The 16,566-nt window shown below is 67.0% G+C and carries 16 protein-coding genes and 1 tRNA gene; 8 read left to right on the forward strand and 9 right to left on the reverse strand.

Annotated elements, in window-relative coordinates; genetic code table 11:
- Nucleotides 1–146 precede the first annotated feature (146 nt).
- Nucleotides 147–1,061 carry a LysR family transcriptional regulator gene (locus tag N415_RS07750; RefSeq protein ID WP_068179166.1) on the forward strand — a complete coding sequence of 305 codons (915 nt, stop codon included), beginning with the start codon at nucleotides 147–149 and terminating at the stop codon, nucleotides 1,059–1,061.
- On the opposite strand, the gene N415_RS07755 is transcribed toward N415_RS07750, so the two are convergent.
- The 7 genes from N415_RS07755 to N415_RS07785 all read right to left on the reverse strand — a co-directional run bounded on the left by N415_RS07755 (nucleotide 1,047) and on the right by N415_RS07785 (nucleotide 7,306).
- Nucleotides 1,047–2,084: a CoA transferase gene (locus N415_RS07755; protein ID WP_081665110.1), complete on the reverse strand. Its 1,038-nt coding sequence runs from the start codon at nucleotides 2,082–2,084 to the stop codon at nucleotides 1,047–1,049. The two genes, N415_RS07750 and N415_RS07755, sit on opposite strands and share 15 nt — an antisense overlap.
- Nucleotides 2,081–3,037 carry an LLM class F420-dependent oxidoreductase gene (locus tag N415_RS07760; protein WP_068179169.1) on the reverse strand — a complete coding sequence of 319 codons (957 nt, stop codon included), beginning with the start codon at nucleotides 3,035–3,037 and terminating at the stop codon, nucleotides 2,081–2,083. The genes N415_RS07755 and N415_RS07760 overlap by 4 nt, the downstream gene beginning before the upstream one ends.
- Nucleotides 3,022–3,450 (reverse strand): cobalamin-dependent protein, encoded by a 429-nt coding sequence (locus tag N415_RS07765; RefSeq protein WP_068107362.1) that lies wholly within the window; start codon nucleotides 3,448–3,450, stop codon nucleotides 3,022–3,024. Before N415_RS07765 ends, N415_RS07760 begins: the two co-directional genes overlap by 16 nt.
- On the reverse strand, nucleotides 3,451–5,028 hold the full coding sequence (locus N415_RS07770) for a methylmalonyl-CoA mutase family protein (protein ID WP_068179171.1): 1,578 nt from the start codon (nucleotides 5,026–5,028) through the stop codon (nucleotides 3,451–3,453).
- A gap of 77 nt (nucleotides 5,029–5,105) precedes the next feature.
- Nucleotides 5,106–5,918: a methyltransferase domain-containing protein gene (locus tag N415_RS07775; protein WP_068179174.1), complete on the reverse strand. Its 813-nt coding sequence runs from the start codon at nucleotides 5,916–5,918 to the stop codon at nucleotides 5,106–5,108.
- A gap of 59 nt (nucleotides 5,919–5,977) precedes the next feature.
- On the reverse strand, nucleotides 5,978–6,664 hold the full coding sequence (locus N415_RS07780; RefSeq protein WP_068179419.1) for a M15 family metallopeptidase: 687 nt from the start codon (nucleotides 6,662–6,664) through the stop codon (nucleotides 5,978–5,980).
- Between the two features lie 36 nt (nucleotides 6,665–6,700).
- The gene (locus N415_RS07785) at nucleotides 6,701–7,306 is read right to left on the reverse strand and encodes a TetR family transcriptional regulator (protein WP_068179177.1); all 606 of its coding nucleotides are present in this window, start codon (nucleotides 7,304–7,306) and stop codon (nucleotides 6,701–6,703) included.
- 62 nt (nucleotides 7,307–7,368) lie between these two features.
- Here N415_RS07785 and N415_RS07790 point away from each other — a divergent pair, with 62 nt between their 5' ends.
- The 4 genes from N415_RS07790 (at nucleotide 7,369) to N415_RS07805 (ending at nucleotide 12,480) form a co-directional block, all read left to right on the forward strand.
- Nucleotides 7,369–9,081 carry a CocE/NonD family hydrolase gene (locus tag N415_RS07790; RefSeq protein ID WP_068179180.1) on the forward strand — a complete coding sequence of 571 codons (1,713 nt, stop codon included), beginning with the start codon at nucleotides 7,369–7,371 and terminating at the stop codon, nucleotides 9,079–9,081.
- Between the two features lie 109 nt (nucleotides 9,082–9,190).
- Complete coding sequence (locus N415_RS07795; protein WP_275450751.1) at nucleotides 9,191–10,309, forward strand: LLM class flavin-dependent oxidoreductase; 1,119 nt, start codon at nucleotides 9,191–9,193, stop codon at nucleotides 10,307–10,309.
- Between the two features lie 12 nt (nucleotides 10,310–10,321).
- Nucleotides 10,322–10,774, forward strand: coding sequence for a tautomerase family protein (locus tag N415_RS07800; protein WP_068179187.1), 453 nt, complete (start codon nucleotides 10,322–10,324; stop codon nucleotides 10,772–10,774).
- Between the two features lie 53 nt (nucleotides 10,775–10,827).
- Nucleotides 10,828–12,480 (forward strand): PE-PPE domain-containing protein, encoded by a 1,653-nt coding sequence (locus N415_RS07805; protein ID WP_068179191.1) that lies wholly within the window; start codon nucleotides 10,828–10,830, stop codon nucleotides 12,478–12,480.
- 3 nt (nucleotides 12,481–12,483) lie between these two features.
- Here N415_RS07805 and N415_RS07810 read toward each other — a convergent pair.
- Nucleotides 12,484–12,551, reverse strand: a tRNA-Phe gene (locus tag N415_RS07810).
- Nucleotides 12,552–12,853: 302 nt separating this feature from the next.
- Between N415_RS07810 and N415_RS30500 the strand changes: the two genes are divergently transcribed.
- Together N415_RS30500 and N415_RS31345 are read left to right on the forward strand one after the other, a co-directional pair.
- Nucleotides 12,854–14,227 carry a hypothetical protein gene (locus tag N415_RS30500; protein WP_224097131.1) on the forward strand — a complete coding sequence of 458 codons (1,374 nt, stop codon included), beginning with the start codon at nucleotides 12,854–12,856 and terminating at the stop codon, nucleotides 14,225–14,227.
- Nucleotides 14,228–14,286: 59 nt separating this feature from the next.
- A complete protein-coding gene (locus N415_RS31345) occupies nucleotides 14,287–14,598 on the forward strand; it encodes a hypothetical protein (RefSeq protein ID WP_131806047.1) in 312 nt (103 codons plus the stop codon).
- A 57-nt stretch (nucleotides 14,599–14,655) separates the two neighbouring features.
- Here N415_RS31345 and N415_RS07815 read toward each other — a convergent pair whose 3' ends face one another.
- Nucleotides 14,656–15,237: a TetR/AcrR family transcriptional regulator gene (locus N415_RS07815; RefSeq protein WP_014710943.1), complete on the reverse strand. Its 582-nt coding sequence runs from the start codon at nucleotides 15,235–15,237 to the stop codon at nucleotides 14,656–14,658.
- Between the two features lie 83 nt (nucleotides 15,238–15,320).
- Here N415_RS07815 and N415_RS07820 point away from each other — a divergent pair, with 83 nt between their 5' ends.
- Nucleotides 15,321–16,514 carry a cytochrome P450 gene (locus tag N415_RS07820; protein WP_014710942.1) on the forward strand — a complete coding sequence of 398 codons (1,194 nt, stop codon included), beginning with the start codon at nucleotides 15,321–15,323 and terminating at the stop codon, nucleotides 16,512–16,514.
- Nucleotides 16,515–16,566: the final 52 nt, after the last annotated feature.

Here is a 16,566-nt window from a genome sequence, read left to right on the forward strand (position 1 = left end):
ACCGTATTCGCGACTTCCAGTCAATGGGCGTCCCGCCCCGGATGTCCAAGACCTGTTTCATATGGCGCGATACCGAATTGGCATCGCCGCATTTGAATGCCCTTTTGGCCAGGCCCGAGTCCGACCAATCGCGATACACTGCACGCATGACCGAATCGGCATCGCCGGTTATCGACCTCGACCTGCGACTTGTCGGGTATTTCGTCGCGGTCGCCGAACACCGCCACTTCGGTCGGGCCGCGAGCGCGCTGCGCGTCGCCCAGCCGTCGTTGAGCCGCCAGATCCGCCGACTCGAGCAACAGCTGGGGGTTCGGCTGCTGGATCGAACCCCGCAAGGCACCCGCCTCACCGAGGCCGGAGAGGTGTTTCTGCCCCGCGCCAGGGCGCTGCTGCGTTCCGCCGCGCAGGCCGCCGCCCAGGCCCGGGCCGCCGGGCAGCCCAGCCGCATCGCGATCGGCTACACGACGGGGATGATCGTCACCCCCGCGGTGCGCGAGCTGCGGCGTGAGCATCCGGACGCCGAAGTGCAAGTGTCACACCTGGATTGGGGCCAGGCCCTCGACGCTCTGCTCGGACACCGGGTGGACGCGGTGGTGACCCGGCTACCGTTTCCGACCGACGGCCTGCACGTCACCATCCTCTACGACGAGCCCCGGATGCTGGCCGTGTCCGTCGACCACCGCCTGGCCGGTCGGGATTTCGTGACCCTCGACGACATCGCCGACGAACCGATGCCGCGGATCCGGGACTCCGACCCTGCGTGGAGTGCCTTCTGGCGCATCGATCCCCGCCCGGACGGGCGCCGAGCGCCCGATGGACCGTTCATCGACGCGCTCGAGGACAAGTTCGAAGTCATCGCCTCCGGGCAGGCGGTAGCCATCACGGCCGGCTTCCGCGGCAGCGCGCTGCGGCCCGACATCACCACGGTCCCATTGAAGGGCGTCGAGCCCTGTCACGTCGTTCTGGCGACGCGCGCCGGCGACCGCGGCCGTCTCGTTTCGGCCTTTCGTAAACTCGCCGAGGCCCACCTCACCGGGCCGCCCGCGTCAGCCGTCGGCTAGTTCCGGCGGGGGCCGGTAGTCGGGCTCGTAGCCCGACACGTGGATGGGGCTGCCGACGAGGCGGAAATCACCCGCCGTCACAACGACTTCCGGCGTCGCCTTGAGCGCCTCGGGCAGCGTCCTGACGGCCGCGGCCGGGACGCCGAGGGGACGCAACCGCCGTTCCCACCCGGCGGCGGTGTCGGTCGCCAGCATCGCCGTGACGACGGCGAGCACCTCGTCGCGGCGGGCGACGCGCTCGGCCATGGTTTCGAATCCCCCGATGCCCGCCTCGGCGGCGAACGACTTCCAAAAGCCGTCGTGTGTGATGAACAGCGCCAAATATCCGTCCGCGGTTGGAAAGAGCTGAGCCGGAACGTAGTACGAGTGGGCGCCATGGGGGCGCCGCTGCGGCTCGACGCCGTTGTTGAGGTAGGCCGAGGCGTGGTAGTTGAGCTGCGAGAGCATCACGTCGCGCAGTGATACGTCGACCTGGCCGCCGGTTCCGGAGATGATTTTGGCCAAAAGCCCCAGTGCGGCACACATTCCGGTGGAGTTGTCGGCCGACGAGTAGCCGGGCAGCGTCGGCGGGCCGTCCGGGTCGCCGGTCAGGGCGGCGGTGCCGACGCCCGCCTGAACCACATAGTCGAAAGCCGGATCGTCGCCGCCGTATAGGCCGAATCCGGTGATCGCGACGCAGACGATGCGCTCGTTGTGCCGTCGTAGCTCGTCGTAGGTGAGGCCCAGCCGCCGGATGGCCGACGGCTTGAGGTTCACCAGCAGCGCGTGCGATTCGGCGACCAGCTCACCCAGCTTTCGCTGTCCCGCTTCGGAATTCAGATCCAGCGTGACGCTGGACTTGTTGCGGTTGAGGCTGGCGAAGTAGCTGGCGCCGACCCCGCGGGAGATCTCCCCGCCGCGCGGCTCGATCTTGGTGACCTCGGCGCCGAGGTCGGCCAGCAGCATGGTCGCGTACGGACCGGCCAGCATGGTGCCGACCTCGAGGATGCGTATTCCCGCCAGAGGGCCCGCGTCGGCCGTCAACGCAACTCCGCTGCGAGCGAGGCGATCATGTCGCGGGTGCGGCGCTTGGAGGCGACGAGCTCGTCCCGGTTGTCGCCGATCGGCAGCAGCCGCACCGACAGGTCGGTCACGCCGGCGTCGGCGAATTGGCGCATCCGGGCCAGGATGGCATGCTCGTCGCCGGCCGCGCACAGGTCACCGACATCGCGGGCGTCGCCGCGGTCGAGCAGCCGCTGGTAGTTCGGCGACACCTCGGCCTCACCCAGGATGCGGTTGGCCCGCTCCTTGGCCTCGTCGACTTGTGCAGGCGCGCAAAGGCATACCGGGATGCCCGCGACGATCCGCGGCGCGGGCCGGCCGGCGTCCGCGGCGGCCTTGCTGATCTTCGGGGCGATGTGGTCGCCGATCGCGCGCTCGTCGGCCATCCACAACACGGTGCCGTCGGCGAGTTCGCCGGCGATCTGCAGCATCACCGGCCCCAGCGCCGCGACCAGCACCGGCATCGGGGTGTCGGCCCCGATCGCCAGCGGGTTGTGCACTGTGAACGAATCGTTCTCGACGTCGACCGGTCCGGGCCCGGCGGTGGCGGCGTTGAGCACCTGCAGGTAGTCGCGCGTGTAGGCGGCGGGCTTCTCGTACGGCAAGCCCAGCATGTCGCGGATGATCCAGTGGTGCGACGGTCCGACGCCCAACGCCAGCCGGCCGCCGGCGACCGCGTGCGTCGAGAGCGCCTGGCGGGCAAGGGCGATGGGATGCTGAGCCTGCAGCGGCACCACCGCGGTGCCGAGCTCGATGCGCGAGCTGTGCGCGGCCATCAGCGACACCATGGTCAGGCAGTCGAAGTCGTTGGGCACCTGCGGCATCCACGCGGTGTCCAGCCCCGCGGATTCGGCCCATTCGATATCGGAGACGAGCTTGTCCACCTTGCGGGCCATGTCGCCACGCTCGGCGCCGATCATCACTCCGACGCGCACTGTGTTTCCTTTGCTTCGGGGTCCGGGGTGCCGGTCAGCGCGCGGATGTCGCGCACCAAAACGTCGAGCGGTGTCCCGGTGGGGAATACCGCCGCGGCGCCGGCGGAGAGCAGCTTGGGGACGTCGGCGTGCGGGATGGTTCCCCCGACGACGACGGCGATGTCCGCGGCGTCGGCGGCGCGCAACGCCTCGACGGTCCGCGCGGTGAGCGCCAGATGCGCGCCCGACAGGATGCTCAGGCCCACGACCGCGACGTCTTCCTGGACGGCGATCGACGCGATGTCTTCGATGCGCTGCCGGATGCCGGTGTAGATGACCTCGAAGCCCGCGTCGCGCAGCGTGCGCGCGACGATCTTCGCGCCGCGGTCGTGTCCGTCCAGGCCGGGTTTGGCCACTAGAATTCGTACCGCCACCTAGAACACCACCGGCTGCTGGAACTCGCCCCACACCGCTTTGAGCGCCGAGACCATTTCCCCGACCGTGCAATAGGCGTTGGCGCAGTCGATCAACTTGTGCATCAGGTTGTCGTTTCCTTCGGCGGCACGGGACAGCGCTGCGAGGCTGGATTCGACTGCGGCCGAATCCCTTTCGGCCTTGACCTTGGATAACCGTTTGAGCTGCAGATCGCGCCCTTCGGCGTCGAGCTCGTAGGTGACGACGTCGTGTTCCGGCTCTTCGGTCACGAACCGGTTCACCCCCACGACCGGTCGGGTGCCGGCTTCGACTTCCTGATGCATCTTGAACGCCTCGTCGGCGATCAGGCCCTGCAGGTAACCGTCCTCGATCGCCTGGACCATGCCGCCGTGCCGCTCGAGGTCGGACATGATCTCGATGATGCGGGCCTCGGTCGCATCGGTCAGGGCCTCCACGAAGTAGGACCCACCCAGCGGGTCGGCGACGCTGGCCACCCCGGTTTCGTGGGCGAGGATCTGCTGGGTGCGCAGCGCCAGTGTCGTGGTTTCCTCGGTGGGCAGGGCGAACGGCTCGTCCCAGGCCGCCGTGAACATCGACTGCACGCCGCCCAGCACCGCGGCCATCGCCTCGTAGGCCACCCGGACGATGTTGTTGTGCGCCTGCGGAGCGTACAGCGACGCGCCACCGCAGACGCAGCCGAACCGGAACATCGCCGCCTTGTCCGTCGTCGCGCCGTAGCGCTCCCGCACGATGGTCGCCCAACGGCGCCGCCCCGCACGGTATTTGGCGATCTCCTCGAAGAAGTCGCCGTGGGTGTAGAAGAAGAACGAGATCTGGGGGGCGAACTGGTCGATCGTCATGCGGCCGCGCTCCACCACGGTGTCGCAGTAGGTCACCCCGTCGGCCAGGGTGAACGCCATCTCCTGCACCGCGTTGGCCCCGGCATCGCGGAAATGCGCGCCGGCCACCGAGATCGCGTTGAACCTCGGAACCTCGGCCGCGCAGAACTCGATGGTGTCCGCGATCAACCGCAGCGACGGCTCCGGCGGCCAGATCCAGGTTCCGCGCGAGGCGTACTCCTTGAGGATGTCGTTCTGGATGGTCCCGGTGAGCTTCGCCCGCGGTATCCCCTTTTTCTCGGCGGCGGCGACGTAGAACGCCAGCAGGATGGCGGCCGTCCCGTTGATCGTCATGCTGGTGCTGAGCTTGTCCAGTGGGATGCCGTCGAACAGGATCTCGAAGTCGGCCAGCGTGTCGACCGCGACGCCGACGCGGCCGACCTCCTCTCCGAACTCTGGGTCGTCGGAGTCGTACCCACACTGGGTGGGCAGGTCCAGCGCCACCGACAGGCCGGTCCCGCCCTGCTCGAGGAGGTAGCGGTAACGGCGGTTGGATTCCTCGGCGGTGCCGAATCCTGAGTACTGGCGGAAGGTCCAGAGCTTGCCGCGGTAGCCGGACGCGAAGTTGCCGCGGGTGAAGGGGAACTCCCCCGGCTGCGAAGGCGCCGCGGTTACGTCCGCCGGCCCATAGACGGGCTGCAGCGGGATACCAGACGGAGTGTGGGCCGTATTATCCATCGGTGAATAACGTACTTGCAAAAAAAGAGAATGCCAATACCACAGGGTTGACCAGGTAAAACGGCGGTGCCGCGAGACTATGCGCGGCAGAGAATCTCGCCGTGCGGCATCGACAGCCAGCCATCCGGGGCCGCGGCCCAGGCCCGCCACGCCGCGGAGATCTCCTCCAGCTGGGCCGCGGTGGCCAGCCCCGACGCCAGCAGGTCTCGACCCACGTCGGAGTGCAGGATTCGGTCGGCCCACATCCCGCCCCACCAGTCGCGGGTGTCGGGGGTCGCGTAGCACCAGACGCTGCCCGTCGGGGTGACGTCGTCGAAGCCCGCCTGAAGCGCCCACGACAGCAGCCGCCGGCCGGCATCGGGTTCGCTGCCGTTGGCGCGGTGCGCCTTGCGATAGAGATCGAGCCACAGATCCAGCTCGGGAAGCTGCGGGAACCAGATGAAGCCGGCGTAGTCGGCGTCGCGCGCCGCGACGATGCCGCCCTGCCGGCACACCCGCCGCATCTCCCGCAGCGCCCGCACCGGGTCGGCGACATGCTGCAGCACCTGATGGGCATGGACGACGTCGAACGCGTCGTCGGGAAAGTCGAGGCAGTGCACGTCGGCGGTCGCGAACGTGACGTTCGACAGGCCGCGTCCTTCGATTTCGGCGCGGGCCACCTCCAGGACGTCGGCGACCTGATCGACGGCCGTCACCGCCGCGGGGGCGACCCGTTCGGCGAGGTCGGCGGTGATGGTCCCGGGGCCGCATCCGATGTCCAGCACGGTCAACCCCGGCCTCAGGTGGGGCAGGAGGTAGGCGGCGGAGTCTTCCGCGGTGCGTCGCCGATGGCTGCGTAGCACCGACTCGTGATGTCCGTGTGTGTAGCGGGTCCGGTGGTCGTCGTCCATGGTCCGAGCCTAGCGGCGTGACTCACAATATGATTTTCCTGTCTCAGTATGCGAGACAGCTAGTCGACGGGGACGTTGAGGATCGGTCGGTCGACCGCTGCGCCCGGACCGTCGAAGTGCCACCACTCCCCCGAGTAAGGGGCCAGCCCGCCGTACTGCATGGCGTCCCGCAACCGCGCCCGGTTCGCCTGCTCGTCGGCGGTGACGCCCTGGGTCGCGTAAGCCGTTGCGCGCGAGGAGAAGTCGTCGAAATCGGTGCCCATGTCGGCCAGACACAAACCGTCGACCTGCCGCTCGGCCGGGCACTGCTGCTGCACGCTGGTGAACGTCACGTCAACCGAAAGCCCGGACTCGTGGCTGTGCGCATACGCCCCCGGGCGAGCCACCCACGCCGGGTTGGGCACGGCGTTGAACAGCTTGACCTGAACGTCGTGCGGCCGGTAGCAGTCCCAGAACACCAACACATGGCCTTGCGGGCGCAGCGCCGTCGCGGCCGTCGCCAGCCCCGGGGCCATGGACTGGTGCACCAGGCACCGGGCGTCGGACGGATACAACTGCGTGTGGGTGAAATTGTTCGTGGTCGCGTAGCGCAGGTCGATGATGGCGTCGGGGACCACGCTGCGGACGTCGACGAACCCGGCCGCGCGCGCAGCGTCGCTGACCGGGGGCACATCGGGATTGGCCTGCGCGGGCGCGGCACCGGCGACCAAAGCAAGGACTACCCCGAGCACAACCGTCAGACGCATTTGCTCATTCTCGCGGTTCACCCGCTCGCATCACGCTCAATTCGCGGCGATGTCGCCGTCGACGTAGCGCTGCAGGTTGGGCGCTATCGCGGCCACCACCTCGTCCTCGGGCATCGAGGCGATCGGCTCGATTTTCCAGACGTAGCGCAACAACGCGAACCCGATCAGCTGGCTGGCGATCAGTCCGCTGCGGCGCAGCCGCTCGTCCTCGTCGTCCCCGAGGGTGGATCCGCCGATCAGGCCGCCCTCCACGATCAGCCGCAGCTTTTCGCGGGTCTTGGCCTCATGGGCGGCGGTCAGCACCACCGCGCGCAGAGCGGCGCCGACGTCCTCGTCGGCCCAGATGTCGAGCACGTTGCGGATCAGTCGCTCGCCCAGCTCGGACTTGGGCGTGGCCCACGTCGCGGTGACCGAATCGAGCCACTTCTGCGGCGGCGTGGTGGCGGCGTCGAGCAGCCCCTCCTTGGAACCGAAGTAGTGGTAGATCAGCGCGGGATCGACGTCCGCCGCGCGGGCGACGGCCCGAATCGCCGTGCCGGCCCAGCCGTGTTCGGCGAATTCGTCGCGGGCCGCGCCGACGATGCGCGCGGCCAGCACGCCACGCTCGTCGCGCGGGCCCGGGGTGATCGACCGTTTTGCCACGGTCTCACCATACCGTGAAATTTCATCTTGCGTTGAGACTAGTTTCAACGTATCGTGAAACTATGATCACCACGCTGAACGGCCCCCAGACCACCGGCCGGCAATACCGCAACCTCAGCGAGCCGCGGCACGCGAAGCGCAGCGACATCAACACCGCCATCGCCATGCGCGACGGCACCAGGCTGTTGGCCGATGTTCATCGGCCCGCGTCCGACGGCCGGTTCCCGGCGCTGCTCGCGGCCTCGCCCTATCCGCGGCAGCTGCAGGACCTCGGCGCCCCGGCCGGTTTCATCGAGGCCGGCGTGACGGACTTCTGGGTGCCACGCGGCTACGCGCACGTCATCGCCAACTTGCGCGGCACCTGCGGTTCGGAGGGCACCTTCGGCTTGTTCGACGCTCAGGAGCGCCGGGACGTGCACGATCTCGTCGAGTGGGTCGCAGCCCAACCATGGTGCGACGGGAACGTCGGCATGATCGGCATCAGCTACTTCGCGATGACCCAGCTCGAGGCGGCCGTCGAGCGGCCGCCGCACCTCAAGGCGATCTTCCCGCTGGCCGTGACGGCGGACCTGTACGACGGCGCGAACCACCACGGCCTGCTCAGTTCGTCGTTTGTCACACCGTTCCTCGCCATGACGGGCCTGACCGCCGAACGCAGCGACGAGTTCTGGCGCAGCAAGCCGGTCGGCCTGGCCCGGCGCGTGCTGAAAAGCCCACGCGTGCACAAGAAATTCGAGACCGCCAACGGCGAGGCGGCGGTGACCATGCTGCGCCGGGTTCTCCGCCTGCCGCACAACCCGCACCCGTGGGACGAGCTGTGGCAAGAGGCCGTCCTCAAGCACCCGACCCGCGACGAGTGGTGGGAAGAGCGAAACCTGTTGCCGCTGTTGAAGGAAATCGATATCCCGGTGTATCTCGGGTGCGACTGGGAGAACGTGCCGCTGCACCTTCCCTCAACCTTCACCACGTGGAAAGGGTTGTCGGACAACGCATGTGTGCGGATGGGCATGCTGGGCAAGTTCGGGCTGACCTGGCCGTGGGAGAGCATGCACATTGAGGCGCTGGCCTGGTACGACCATTGGCTGAAGGGGCTCGACACCGGGATCACCGACGGGCCACCGATCCGGTACTTTTTGCCCGGCGCCGACGAGTGGCGCACCGCGGACTCGTGGCCGCCGTCGCAGGCACCGCATCGCGAACTCGCCCTGCGTGCCGACGGCGGCTTGGACGAGGACGAGGGCGAGCCGGGCGGTCGCGAATTCATGGTCTTGGGCCCCGGCCTGGGCCGCGTCAAGCCCAGCGAAATCGATCCGCCGTCGGCGCTGAACTGGACGAGCGGACCGCTCGCCGAGGACCTAGACGTGGTCGGCGACATCGAGTTGCGGCTGGTCGCCTCGGCGACCGCGATCGATACCGCGTGGATGGCGACGCTGCAGGACGTCGCGCCCGACGGCGAGGCCACCGACGTGACGGCCGGCTGGCTACGCGCCAGCATGCGCGAGGTCGACGAGGCGGCCAGCCGCCCCGGCGCGCCCGCGTTGCCCTGCCGCACCGCGCGGGGCGTACCGCTGGGCGAGGACGTCGAGTATCGAATCCCGTTGGTCCCCAACGCCCGACGGTTCAAGGCCGGCCACCGCATCCGCCTGATTCTCACCAGCGATGACCAGGACCCGTCGGCGCCCGTGATCATGAACTTTCGCCACGCCGGCGTCGGGACCAGCAGCGTGAACACGGTTCGCTCGTCGTCGCGCCTGCTGATCCCCGTGGTCGACTGACCATTGATGAACGGCGATCCGTGATCTATCGTGCCGGGTAGCCGATCGGCTAGTCTGTGGCTGGCGGCCCGAAGGAGAGAACACGATGGCCGGTCTCGGCGTGGGCGTCATGCACAACACGATCAATTCGCGCTTCGGGCCGAAGCCATTGATCCACGCCGACTACCTGACCGGACTCGCCTGCGGCGCCGACTCCTTCTGGGTGGCCGACCATCTCAATTCGGTGCTGCCGCCGTCGATGTGGACCCCCAAGCACGTTGGCGCGGCAAAGATCATTCCCAAGATGGACGCCCACCTCGAGCCATGGACGATGCTCGGCTACCTGGCCGGCCGCAATCGGCTCGGCCGGATGCGCCTGGGAGTGGCCGTGACCGACACCGGCAGGCGCAACCCGGCCGTCACCGCGCAAGCCGCCGCGTCGCTACACCTGCTCACCCGCGGCCGGTCGGTGCTCGGCATCGGTACCGGCGAGCGGGAAAGCAACGCGCCCTACGGCGTCGACTGGTCCAAGCCGGTGGCGCGCTTCGAGGAGGCGGTGGCCACCATCCGCGCGCTGTGGAACTCCAACGGCGAGTTGGTCACCCGCGACTCGCCGTTCTTCCCTTTGCACAAGGCCACTTTCGCGCTGCCCCCGTACAAGGGCAAATGGCCGCAGATCTGGATCGCGGCGCACGGGCCGCGCATGATGCGGGCCACCGGGCGATACGCCGACGGGTGGTTCCCCGGAACGACCCGCGCGAGCGAATACGGCGAGCAGCTCGACATCGTGCGCACGGCGGCCTCGGATGCCGGCCGCGACCCGATGGCCATCACCCCCGCACTGATCCGGTTCATCGTCACCGGCCGGTCCCGCGACGAGGTCGACGAGGTCGTGGACAGCGACATCGCGCGGGTGTTCACGCTGAACTGTCCGGCCAAAGACTGGGCCCGCCACGGCGCGGAACATCCGATGGGGACCGACTTCACCGGAGTGCAGGACCTCATCCCGCAAACCATCGACGAGCAAACCGCACTTGCCTACGCGGCCAAGGCGCCGCGATCGCTGGTGCGGGAGTTGTTCGCGGTGGGCACCCCCGACGAGGTCATCGAGCAGATCGCGGACTTCCGCGACAACGGATTGCGATACCTCGTCGTCGGCAACGCCGGTGCCATCCAACCGAGTCTGCGCAAGAGCGCATCCGCGACCGCGCCCTACGTCAAGGTCGTGCGCGGCCTGCGAAAGCTGTGAGGCGGTTTACCGATGCCGATGATCGATCTGACTTTCGTGCGCGGGTCGGTGGACGACGACGCGTTGGGGCGGCTGGCCGACGCGCTGGTGACCGCACTGCTGCGCGCCGAACGCGCCCCGGACACACCGTTTCTGCGGGACAACACGTTGGTGTACCTACACGCGATGGAGGCCGACCAGCTCTCGGTCGGCGGCCGCGGCCCGGGAGCGCCCCGATTCCGGGTCGACCTCACCGTGTTCGAAGGGGCGCTGGATCGGCAACGCAAGGAACAGCTCGCCGCCGACGTGCACGGCGCGGTGTGCGCCGCGGCGGGAATCGAGCCGCAGGGATCGCGGGCGTTTCACGTTTGGACGCTGATTCACGAGATCCCCGAGGGCAATTGGGCCGGCGGCGGCAAGGTCATCTACTACCAGCAGGTGAAAGGCCTTGTGGCCGAGGACTTGCCCGACGATCGCCTGGCCTGAACGCCCGCCCAGCCCGCCGGACCGCCCTATGCTGGCCTGCGAGGGAGGGACCGATGGCGTACGTGCTGGCGCAGCGGCAGGTCTTGGCGACAGCGGCCGCCGACGTTGCGGCGATCCGGACAACGCTTGACGGCGCCGCGGCGGCCGTCGCGGGCAGGACGACCGGAGTGGCGGCGGCCGGCGCCGACGAGGTGTCCGAGGCGGTTGCGGGCCTGTTCAACGCGTACGGCCAGGAGTGGCAGGCGCTGCTCGGCCGGGCGGCGGTGTTCCACGGTGCGTTCGCCGGGACGCTGACCGCGGCCGGCAACGCCTACGCCAACGCCGAGGCCGTCAGCGCGGCGCCGCTGGCCGACCCGCCCGTCACTTTCGTCCTGGGCGGCAGCGGAATGCCCTTCCCTCCCGCAACCTTCGTGAATAACGTCGTCAGCAAGTACGTGGCCCCCAATTTCCCCGTCGGCCTCGTCCAAGCCCTGTTCATGCCCGCGGGCGAATATCCGGATAGTGGCATCAAGGACTTGATGCAAAACATATCGATCGCACGGGGCGTCACGGCCCTGAACAATGCGATCCAACAACAGCTCGCCGCCGGAAACACCGTCAACGTTCTCGGTTATTCGCAGGGCGCCAACATCGCCGCGCTGGAAATGCAGCTGCTGGACCCGGCCGGCACGCCGAGCAATTTACCGATAAACTTTGTGCTGCTTGGTAATTCGATGAATCCCAACGGGGGCTGGGACGCGCGCTTCCCGGGTTTGAGTTTGCCGACGTTGGGTTTTTCGACACTCGGGCCGATGCCGACCAATGACTTCGTGACCAAGGTCTACACCCTCGAATACGACGGCTGGGCCGATTTTCCGCAATACCCGATCGACATCTTCGCCGACTTGAACGCCGTTGTCGGGATGGTGACCGTGCACGGGGGCTACGAAAATCTCACGCCGACGCAGATCAATTCGGCGGTCGTCCAGCCGACGCAGGGACCGACGACGACCACCTTCTACATGATTCCGACCCAGAACCTGCCGCTGCTGGATCCGGTGCGGCACATCGCCTATGTCGGCAACCCGATCGCCGATCTGGTGCAGCCGGTCCTGAGACCCCTGGTCAACTGGGGCTACGGCGATCCGAATTATGGCTGGTCCACCGGGCCGGCCAACGTGACGACGCCGTTCGGATTCTTGCCGCCGCTCAGCGACACCGCCGCCCTGGGGCCCGCGCTGGTCAGTGGGATCCACCAGGGAATCGGCGCCGCGATCGGCGACCTCTACGCCGAGGGACCCCCGCGGCTCCCGTCGCTGCAGGACATCTCGCAGGCGCTGACATCGTTCTCGTCATCGCCCGGCACCCTGGCCCTGCCCACCGGGCCGCCCACGCCAACCGACCTGATCTCGAGCCTGGAGTCGGCGAACACCCAAATCGTCGGCACGGCGACGACCGCGTTGTCGACGGCCTACTCGACGCTGCTTCCGACGGCGGACATCACCACCGCGGTCCTGGTCTCGTTGCCGTCCTACGACCTGAACCTGTTCCTCGACGGGGTGAGCCAGATGGTCAACGGTCAGCCCCTGGCCGGTCTGGTCAACGCGATCGGCTATCCGATCGCCGCCGACGTCGGATTGCTCCCGCTCGCAGGCGGTTTGGAGCTGGCGGTCCTAGGGGAGGCCGCCTATTCGATCGTCACCGGGGCGCCGTCCGGCACCTTCTGACGTTGGTGGCCAGGGGCGGGATCGAACCGCCGACCTTCCGCTTTTCAGGTGGATGGAACGGCCGCTGGCCTGCGGTTTAATGACTCCCATACGTCAAATACGCCGCGCTGAGCGCGTCTGACGCAGGCTGCTCGTCCGGCGATCGGACACAGACCGGACACGGTGACAGCACTCCCGACAAGGGACCCTTCATCGCCCGTCACTCAGTGATGCGCGCTGGGGGCTCCCGGGGAGCAGGTACCCGATGCCCGGCATCACGAGGTCGAGCGCGCATTCAACGAGCTCGATTGCGGAGCGACTCACCCTTCGGCCGGACACAACCCGAACGGCCAGCCGGAACACGGACGGAGCGGCGGACGCCGGTAGACCGCGAGTGCCCGAGGCCGGCAAGGCCGCAGGGCGCGAGAGCGGTAGCGGTCGGTCGGACGGCGGGAGCGGCGTAGACCGTGTTCCGGCTGGGACCAACGGGCTTGTTATATGCGCCAAAAGTGTCCGCGACACCGTCGACGGCATTGTTGATGCGGAACTGTCGGCCTCGGATGCCTTGGGGCTGCGGTTCCCGAGGCCCAACATGGTGGCCTCGGCAGCGGCGCTGTTCGAACCGGCCGAACCATGGGCGCATGGACGGGACCGGCTGGATGTCGAACCTGAGTGCGGGCGATTCCGGATCACGATCGGCCCGGGCGTCGTCCGTCTCGGCTGGACCAATCCCGTTCGCGCGGAGAAGGCATCTGAGCGGACCGTGGGCCAGCACATGCAGGACGTAGCGGGCGAGGTAGACCGCATAAAGGCCGGTCGTGATGTGCCTGACCCGTCGGGCCGTGCGATCACCGAATGGTCCCGCAAGTCGCGTGCGGCGATGTGCCGCACCTTCGCCGAGCTGGACTACACGCCGATGGTGGAAAGCGGACGGGTACCCGCGATGGTCACGCTGACCTACCCCGGCGACTGGGAATCGGTCGCACCCGATGGAGCCAGCGTAAAGCGACATATGATGCTGTGGCGCAAACGATTTCAGCGCGAATGGGGTGAACCAGCGCGCTACATCTGGAAGATGGAATTTCAACGCCGCGGCGCACCACACATTCACCTATGGATGGCTCCCCCGTATACCGTCGGTCGATCAGGCCGTAGGTTCAGCGAATGGTTGTCGCAGGAATGGGCGGAAGTCGTCGCCCATCCCGACCCTGAACAACGCACACGCCACTTGCGCGCCGGTACGGCTATCGACAGCCTCAACGGATTGCGTGCTTGCGACCCCAAACGCTTGGCGATCTACTTCACGAAGCACTCATCACCGAATAGATTGGGCGACAAGGAATACCAGCACATCGTTCCGGAGGCCTGGCGGCGGCCGGGCCGCGGACCGGGTCGCTTTTGGGGGGTCCACGGGTTGGAACGAGCAACCGCAGTCGTTGAGATCGCCCAGGACGCATACCTGACGGCCCGAAGGATCATCCGTCGGTGGTCTCGCTCACAGGCCATTCATAGCGATTGCACCCACTGCTTCCCCACCGCACTCGTTCCGCGAATGACCCGCGTCGCAGTTCAACGAACAAACTCCAAGACTGGCAAAGTACGCCACCGCAACGTCTGTCGGAGGCGACTTCTCTGCCGCCAAGGCGGCTTCGCGGGTGGCTACGCCCTTGTGAACGACGGACCAGCGTTCGCATCCCAGCTCGCGGCAGCGTTATCGGCGGATCGGGCGAAGGCGGTGCGCGACGAACAACTCGCGGGCCGTAAGTGATCTAACGCAATTCACCTCTGACCGTCGCATTGCAGCAACCGGCTACATACGCTTAGCACGTGACCATCGAACTGTCGCCGCGCCTGCCGGATGGTGAGCGGCCGAGGAATCATCAGGAATTGGCCGCTGAGCAGATGGACCTGGACAACGTGATCAACGAGCTACTCCTGCGGCTGGAGGATCATAAATATCGTTGGGAGCTTTATGAATTCGGACTTTCCGACACTGAAGAGCGACGTCAGGTGCACACAGTCATTGAGCAGCTGCGGCTGGCGGTGCATACGGGTGGGCCAGCCGTACTTCATCCGCTGCGTCACGCGCTGTCTGTAGCTCACTCCGACGACCCCGCGTCGCCTGGATGCTCCGGATAGTCCGAGTCGCGGGCCATGCTCAGCTGCGCACTACCGTCCACGCGGTGCGGGGGACGGCTAGCGCGGTCGTAAACCGACAAAAACGAGGTCGTGAATTGTTCTGGCAATTCGATCTTCGTCGAGCGCATCGTCAAGCACTAGGTAGGTCAGTGCGCTGGTCGTGACGGCACCGAATAGCGCGATCGCGGCAACTGCTGGGTTGTCGAGGGTCACGAGTGAGCCGTCGCCGGCGCCAGCGCGAAGTAACGTCTCGACGGGTGCGAAGTATGCGGCGCTGATCATGTCGGCGATGACGGGCATGCGGGCGGCGCGGCCCAGTTCCCCGATGAGAGCGCGGCAGACGGCGGGTCTCTGTGCCATCACGCGCAGCTGGGCACTGATGACTGCGTGCAGGCGCTGAGCGGCGGAGCCTTCTGCCTCCACGACTGCGGCGACCTCGTGCGCGACTTGCTGTAGGACGTCTTCGAGGAGGAAGGCGAGTATTTCCTCTTTGCCGGCGAAGTAGTAGTAAAGGGTGGCCTTGGCGATGCCGGTGGTGGCGGCGACGTCTTCGATCTTGGTGTCGTTGAGCCCGCGGTCTGCGAAAAGTGCCGCCGCCGGCGGCAGGCGGTCGGCAATTTTTCGCGGAACCTCGCGCATTGACGCTCCTCTCGGTTGGACTTACAGTCTAAACTACTGGATTAGACAGCCGTATAATTAGATTCACAGCGGTAGGAGCTCAGATGACGACGGTGCAACTTCGCTACGACCCGTTCGATGCGACGATTCAGGACGATCTCTACCCCATCTACCGGCAGCTGCGCGACAAAGCCCCGCTGTATCGCGCAGCCGATTCCAACACGTGGGTTTTCAGTCGCCACGAAGATGTCGTCAGCGCGCTGCTTGACCATCACACCTACTCATCCGTGGACGGCATATTTCCAACTCCACCGGGCTCAGATTTCCACGCATCGTTCTTGCCCATGATGATTTTGATGGATCCCCCGCGACACGATCAGCTGCGCGCGTTGGTAAGCAAGGCGTTCACCCCGCGGCGCATCGCGGCGTTAAGTAGTGGGATTGAGGACCTGGCGGAGGATTTATCAGATTGCCTTGACCGGGGCGCAGGGTCGGTTGACTTTGCCGCCGACTTTGCCGCCGTCCTGCCGGCCATGGTGATCGCTGATTTGCTCGGCATTCCTCGCGAGGACCGCGCACAGTTTCGGCAGTGGTCAACCACGATGGTCCAGTCCAATCCGGCGCGCGGTGAGATGGGCGAGGGGCTGGCCGCGGCTGCGGCCGTCTATGCCTACTTCACCGACTTCCTCGCCGAGCGTCGACGCGAACCGCGCGGCGACTTGATGTCGGCCTTGGTGTCCGCCGAGATCGACGGAAAGCGTCTTACTGACGAGGACCTCCTTGGCTTTTGCCTGTTGCTGCTCATCGCAGGCCATGAGACCACCTCGAACCTGCTCAGCAACGCCGCAGTAGTGCTTGCGAGCGATCCCGACATTCGCCGACGACTAGTCGCCGATGACAACTTGCTTGGTCCCGCAGTTGAGGAGCTCCTCCGGTATGACTCACCGGTGCAAGGACTTTCACGAACTCTGACCCGCGACGTCACGCTGCATGGCGTCACGATGTCCGTCGGTGATTCAGTGCTGCTGTTGTTCGGCTCGGCTAACCGTGACGAACGAGTGTTTGCTGATCCCGACGTGTTCGATATCGGGCGCAAACCCGAACATCAAGTGGCGTTCGGCCGAGGTATCCACTTCTGTCTCGGTGCGTCATTAGCGCGGATGGAGGCCCGGATAGCGTTGCGCGCCCTGCTGGCCCGAGTGCCCAACTGGGAAGTCGACCTAGAGAACGCGCAGCGCCTGCGGTCGGGCCTCATCCGGGGCTATATGTCTTTGCCTATCTCGTGGTCGGCAAATTAGCCGAACTGCGCGTCAGGCAGAGCGGCTGGGGCGGCGCCATTCCCGCGGAGCG

The sequence above is a fragment of the Mycobacterium sp. UM_CSW genome (genome assembly GCF_000455205.1).
Taxonomy (GTDB): domain Bacteria; phylum Actinomycetota; class Actinomycetes; order Mycobacteriales; family Mycobacteriaceae; genus Mycobacterium.

What these genes read in the sequence shown, in the direction of transcription:
- N415_RS07750 (WP_068179166.1), top strand. Translation starts at nt 147, where the DNA reads ATGACCGAATCGGCATCGCCGGTTATCGACCTCGACCTGCGACTTGTC.
- N415_RS07770 (WP_068179171.1), bottom strand. Translation starts at nt 5,028, where the DNA reads ATGGATAATACGGCCCACACTCCGTCTGGTATCCCGCTGCAGCCCGTC.
- N415_RS07775 (WP_068179174.1), bottom strand. Translation starts at nt 5,918, where the DNA reads ATGGACGACGACCACCGGACCCGCTACACACACGGACATCACGAGTCG.
- N415_RS07780 (WP_068179419.1), bottom strand. Translation starts at nt 6,664, where the DNA reads ATGCGTCTGACGGTTGTGCTCGGGGTAGTCCTTGCTTTGGTCGCCGGT.
- N415_RS07790 (WP_068179180.1), top strand. Translation starts at nt 7,369, where the DNA reads ATGATCACCACGCTGAACGGCCCCCAGACCACCGGCCGGCAATACCGC.
- N415_RS07795 (WP_275450751.1), top strand. Translation starts at nt 9,191, where the DNA reads ATGCACAACACGATCAATTCGCGCTTCGGGCCGAAGCCATTGATCCAC.
- N415_RS07800 (WP_068179187.1), top strand. Translation starts at nt 10,322, where the DNA reads ATGCCGATGATCGATCTGACTTTCGTGCGCGGGTCGGTGGACGACGAC.
- N415_RS07805 (WP_068179191.1), top strand. Translation starts at nt 10,828, where the DNA reads ATGGCGTACGTGCTGGCGCAGCGGCAGGTCTTGGCGACAGCGGCCGCC.
- N415_RS07815 (WP_014710943.1), bottom strand. Translation starts at nt 15,237, where the DNA reads ATGCGCGAGGTTCCGCGAAAAATTGCCGACCGCCTGCCGCCGGCGGCG.
- N415_RS07820 (WP_014710942.1), top strand. Translation starts at nt 15,321, where the DNA reads ATGACGACGGTGCAACTTCGCTACGACCCGTTCGATGCGACGATTCAG.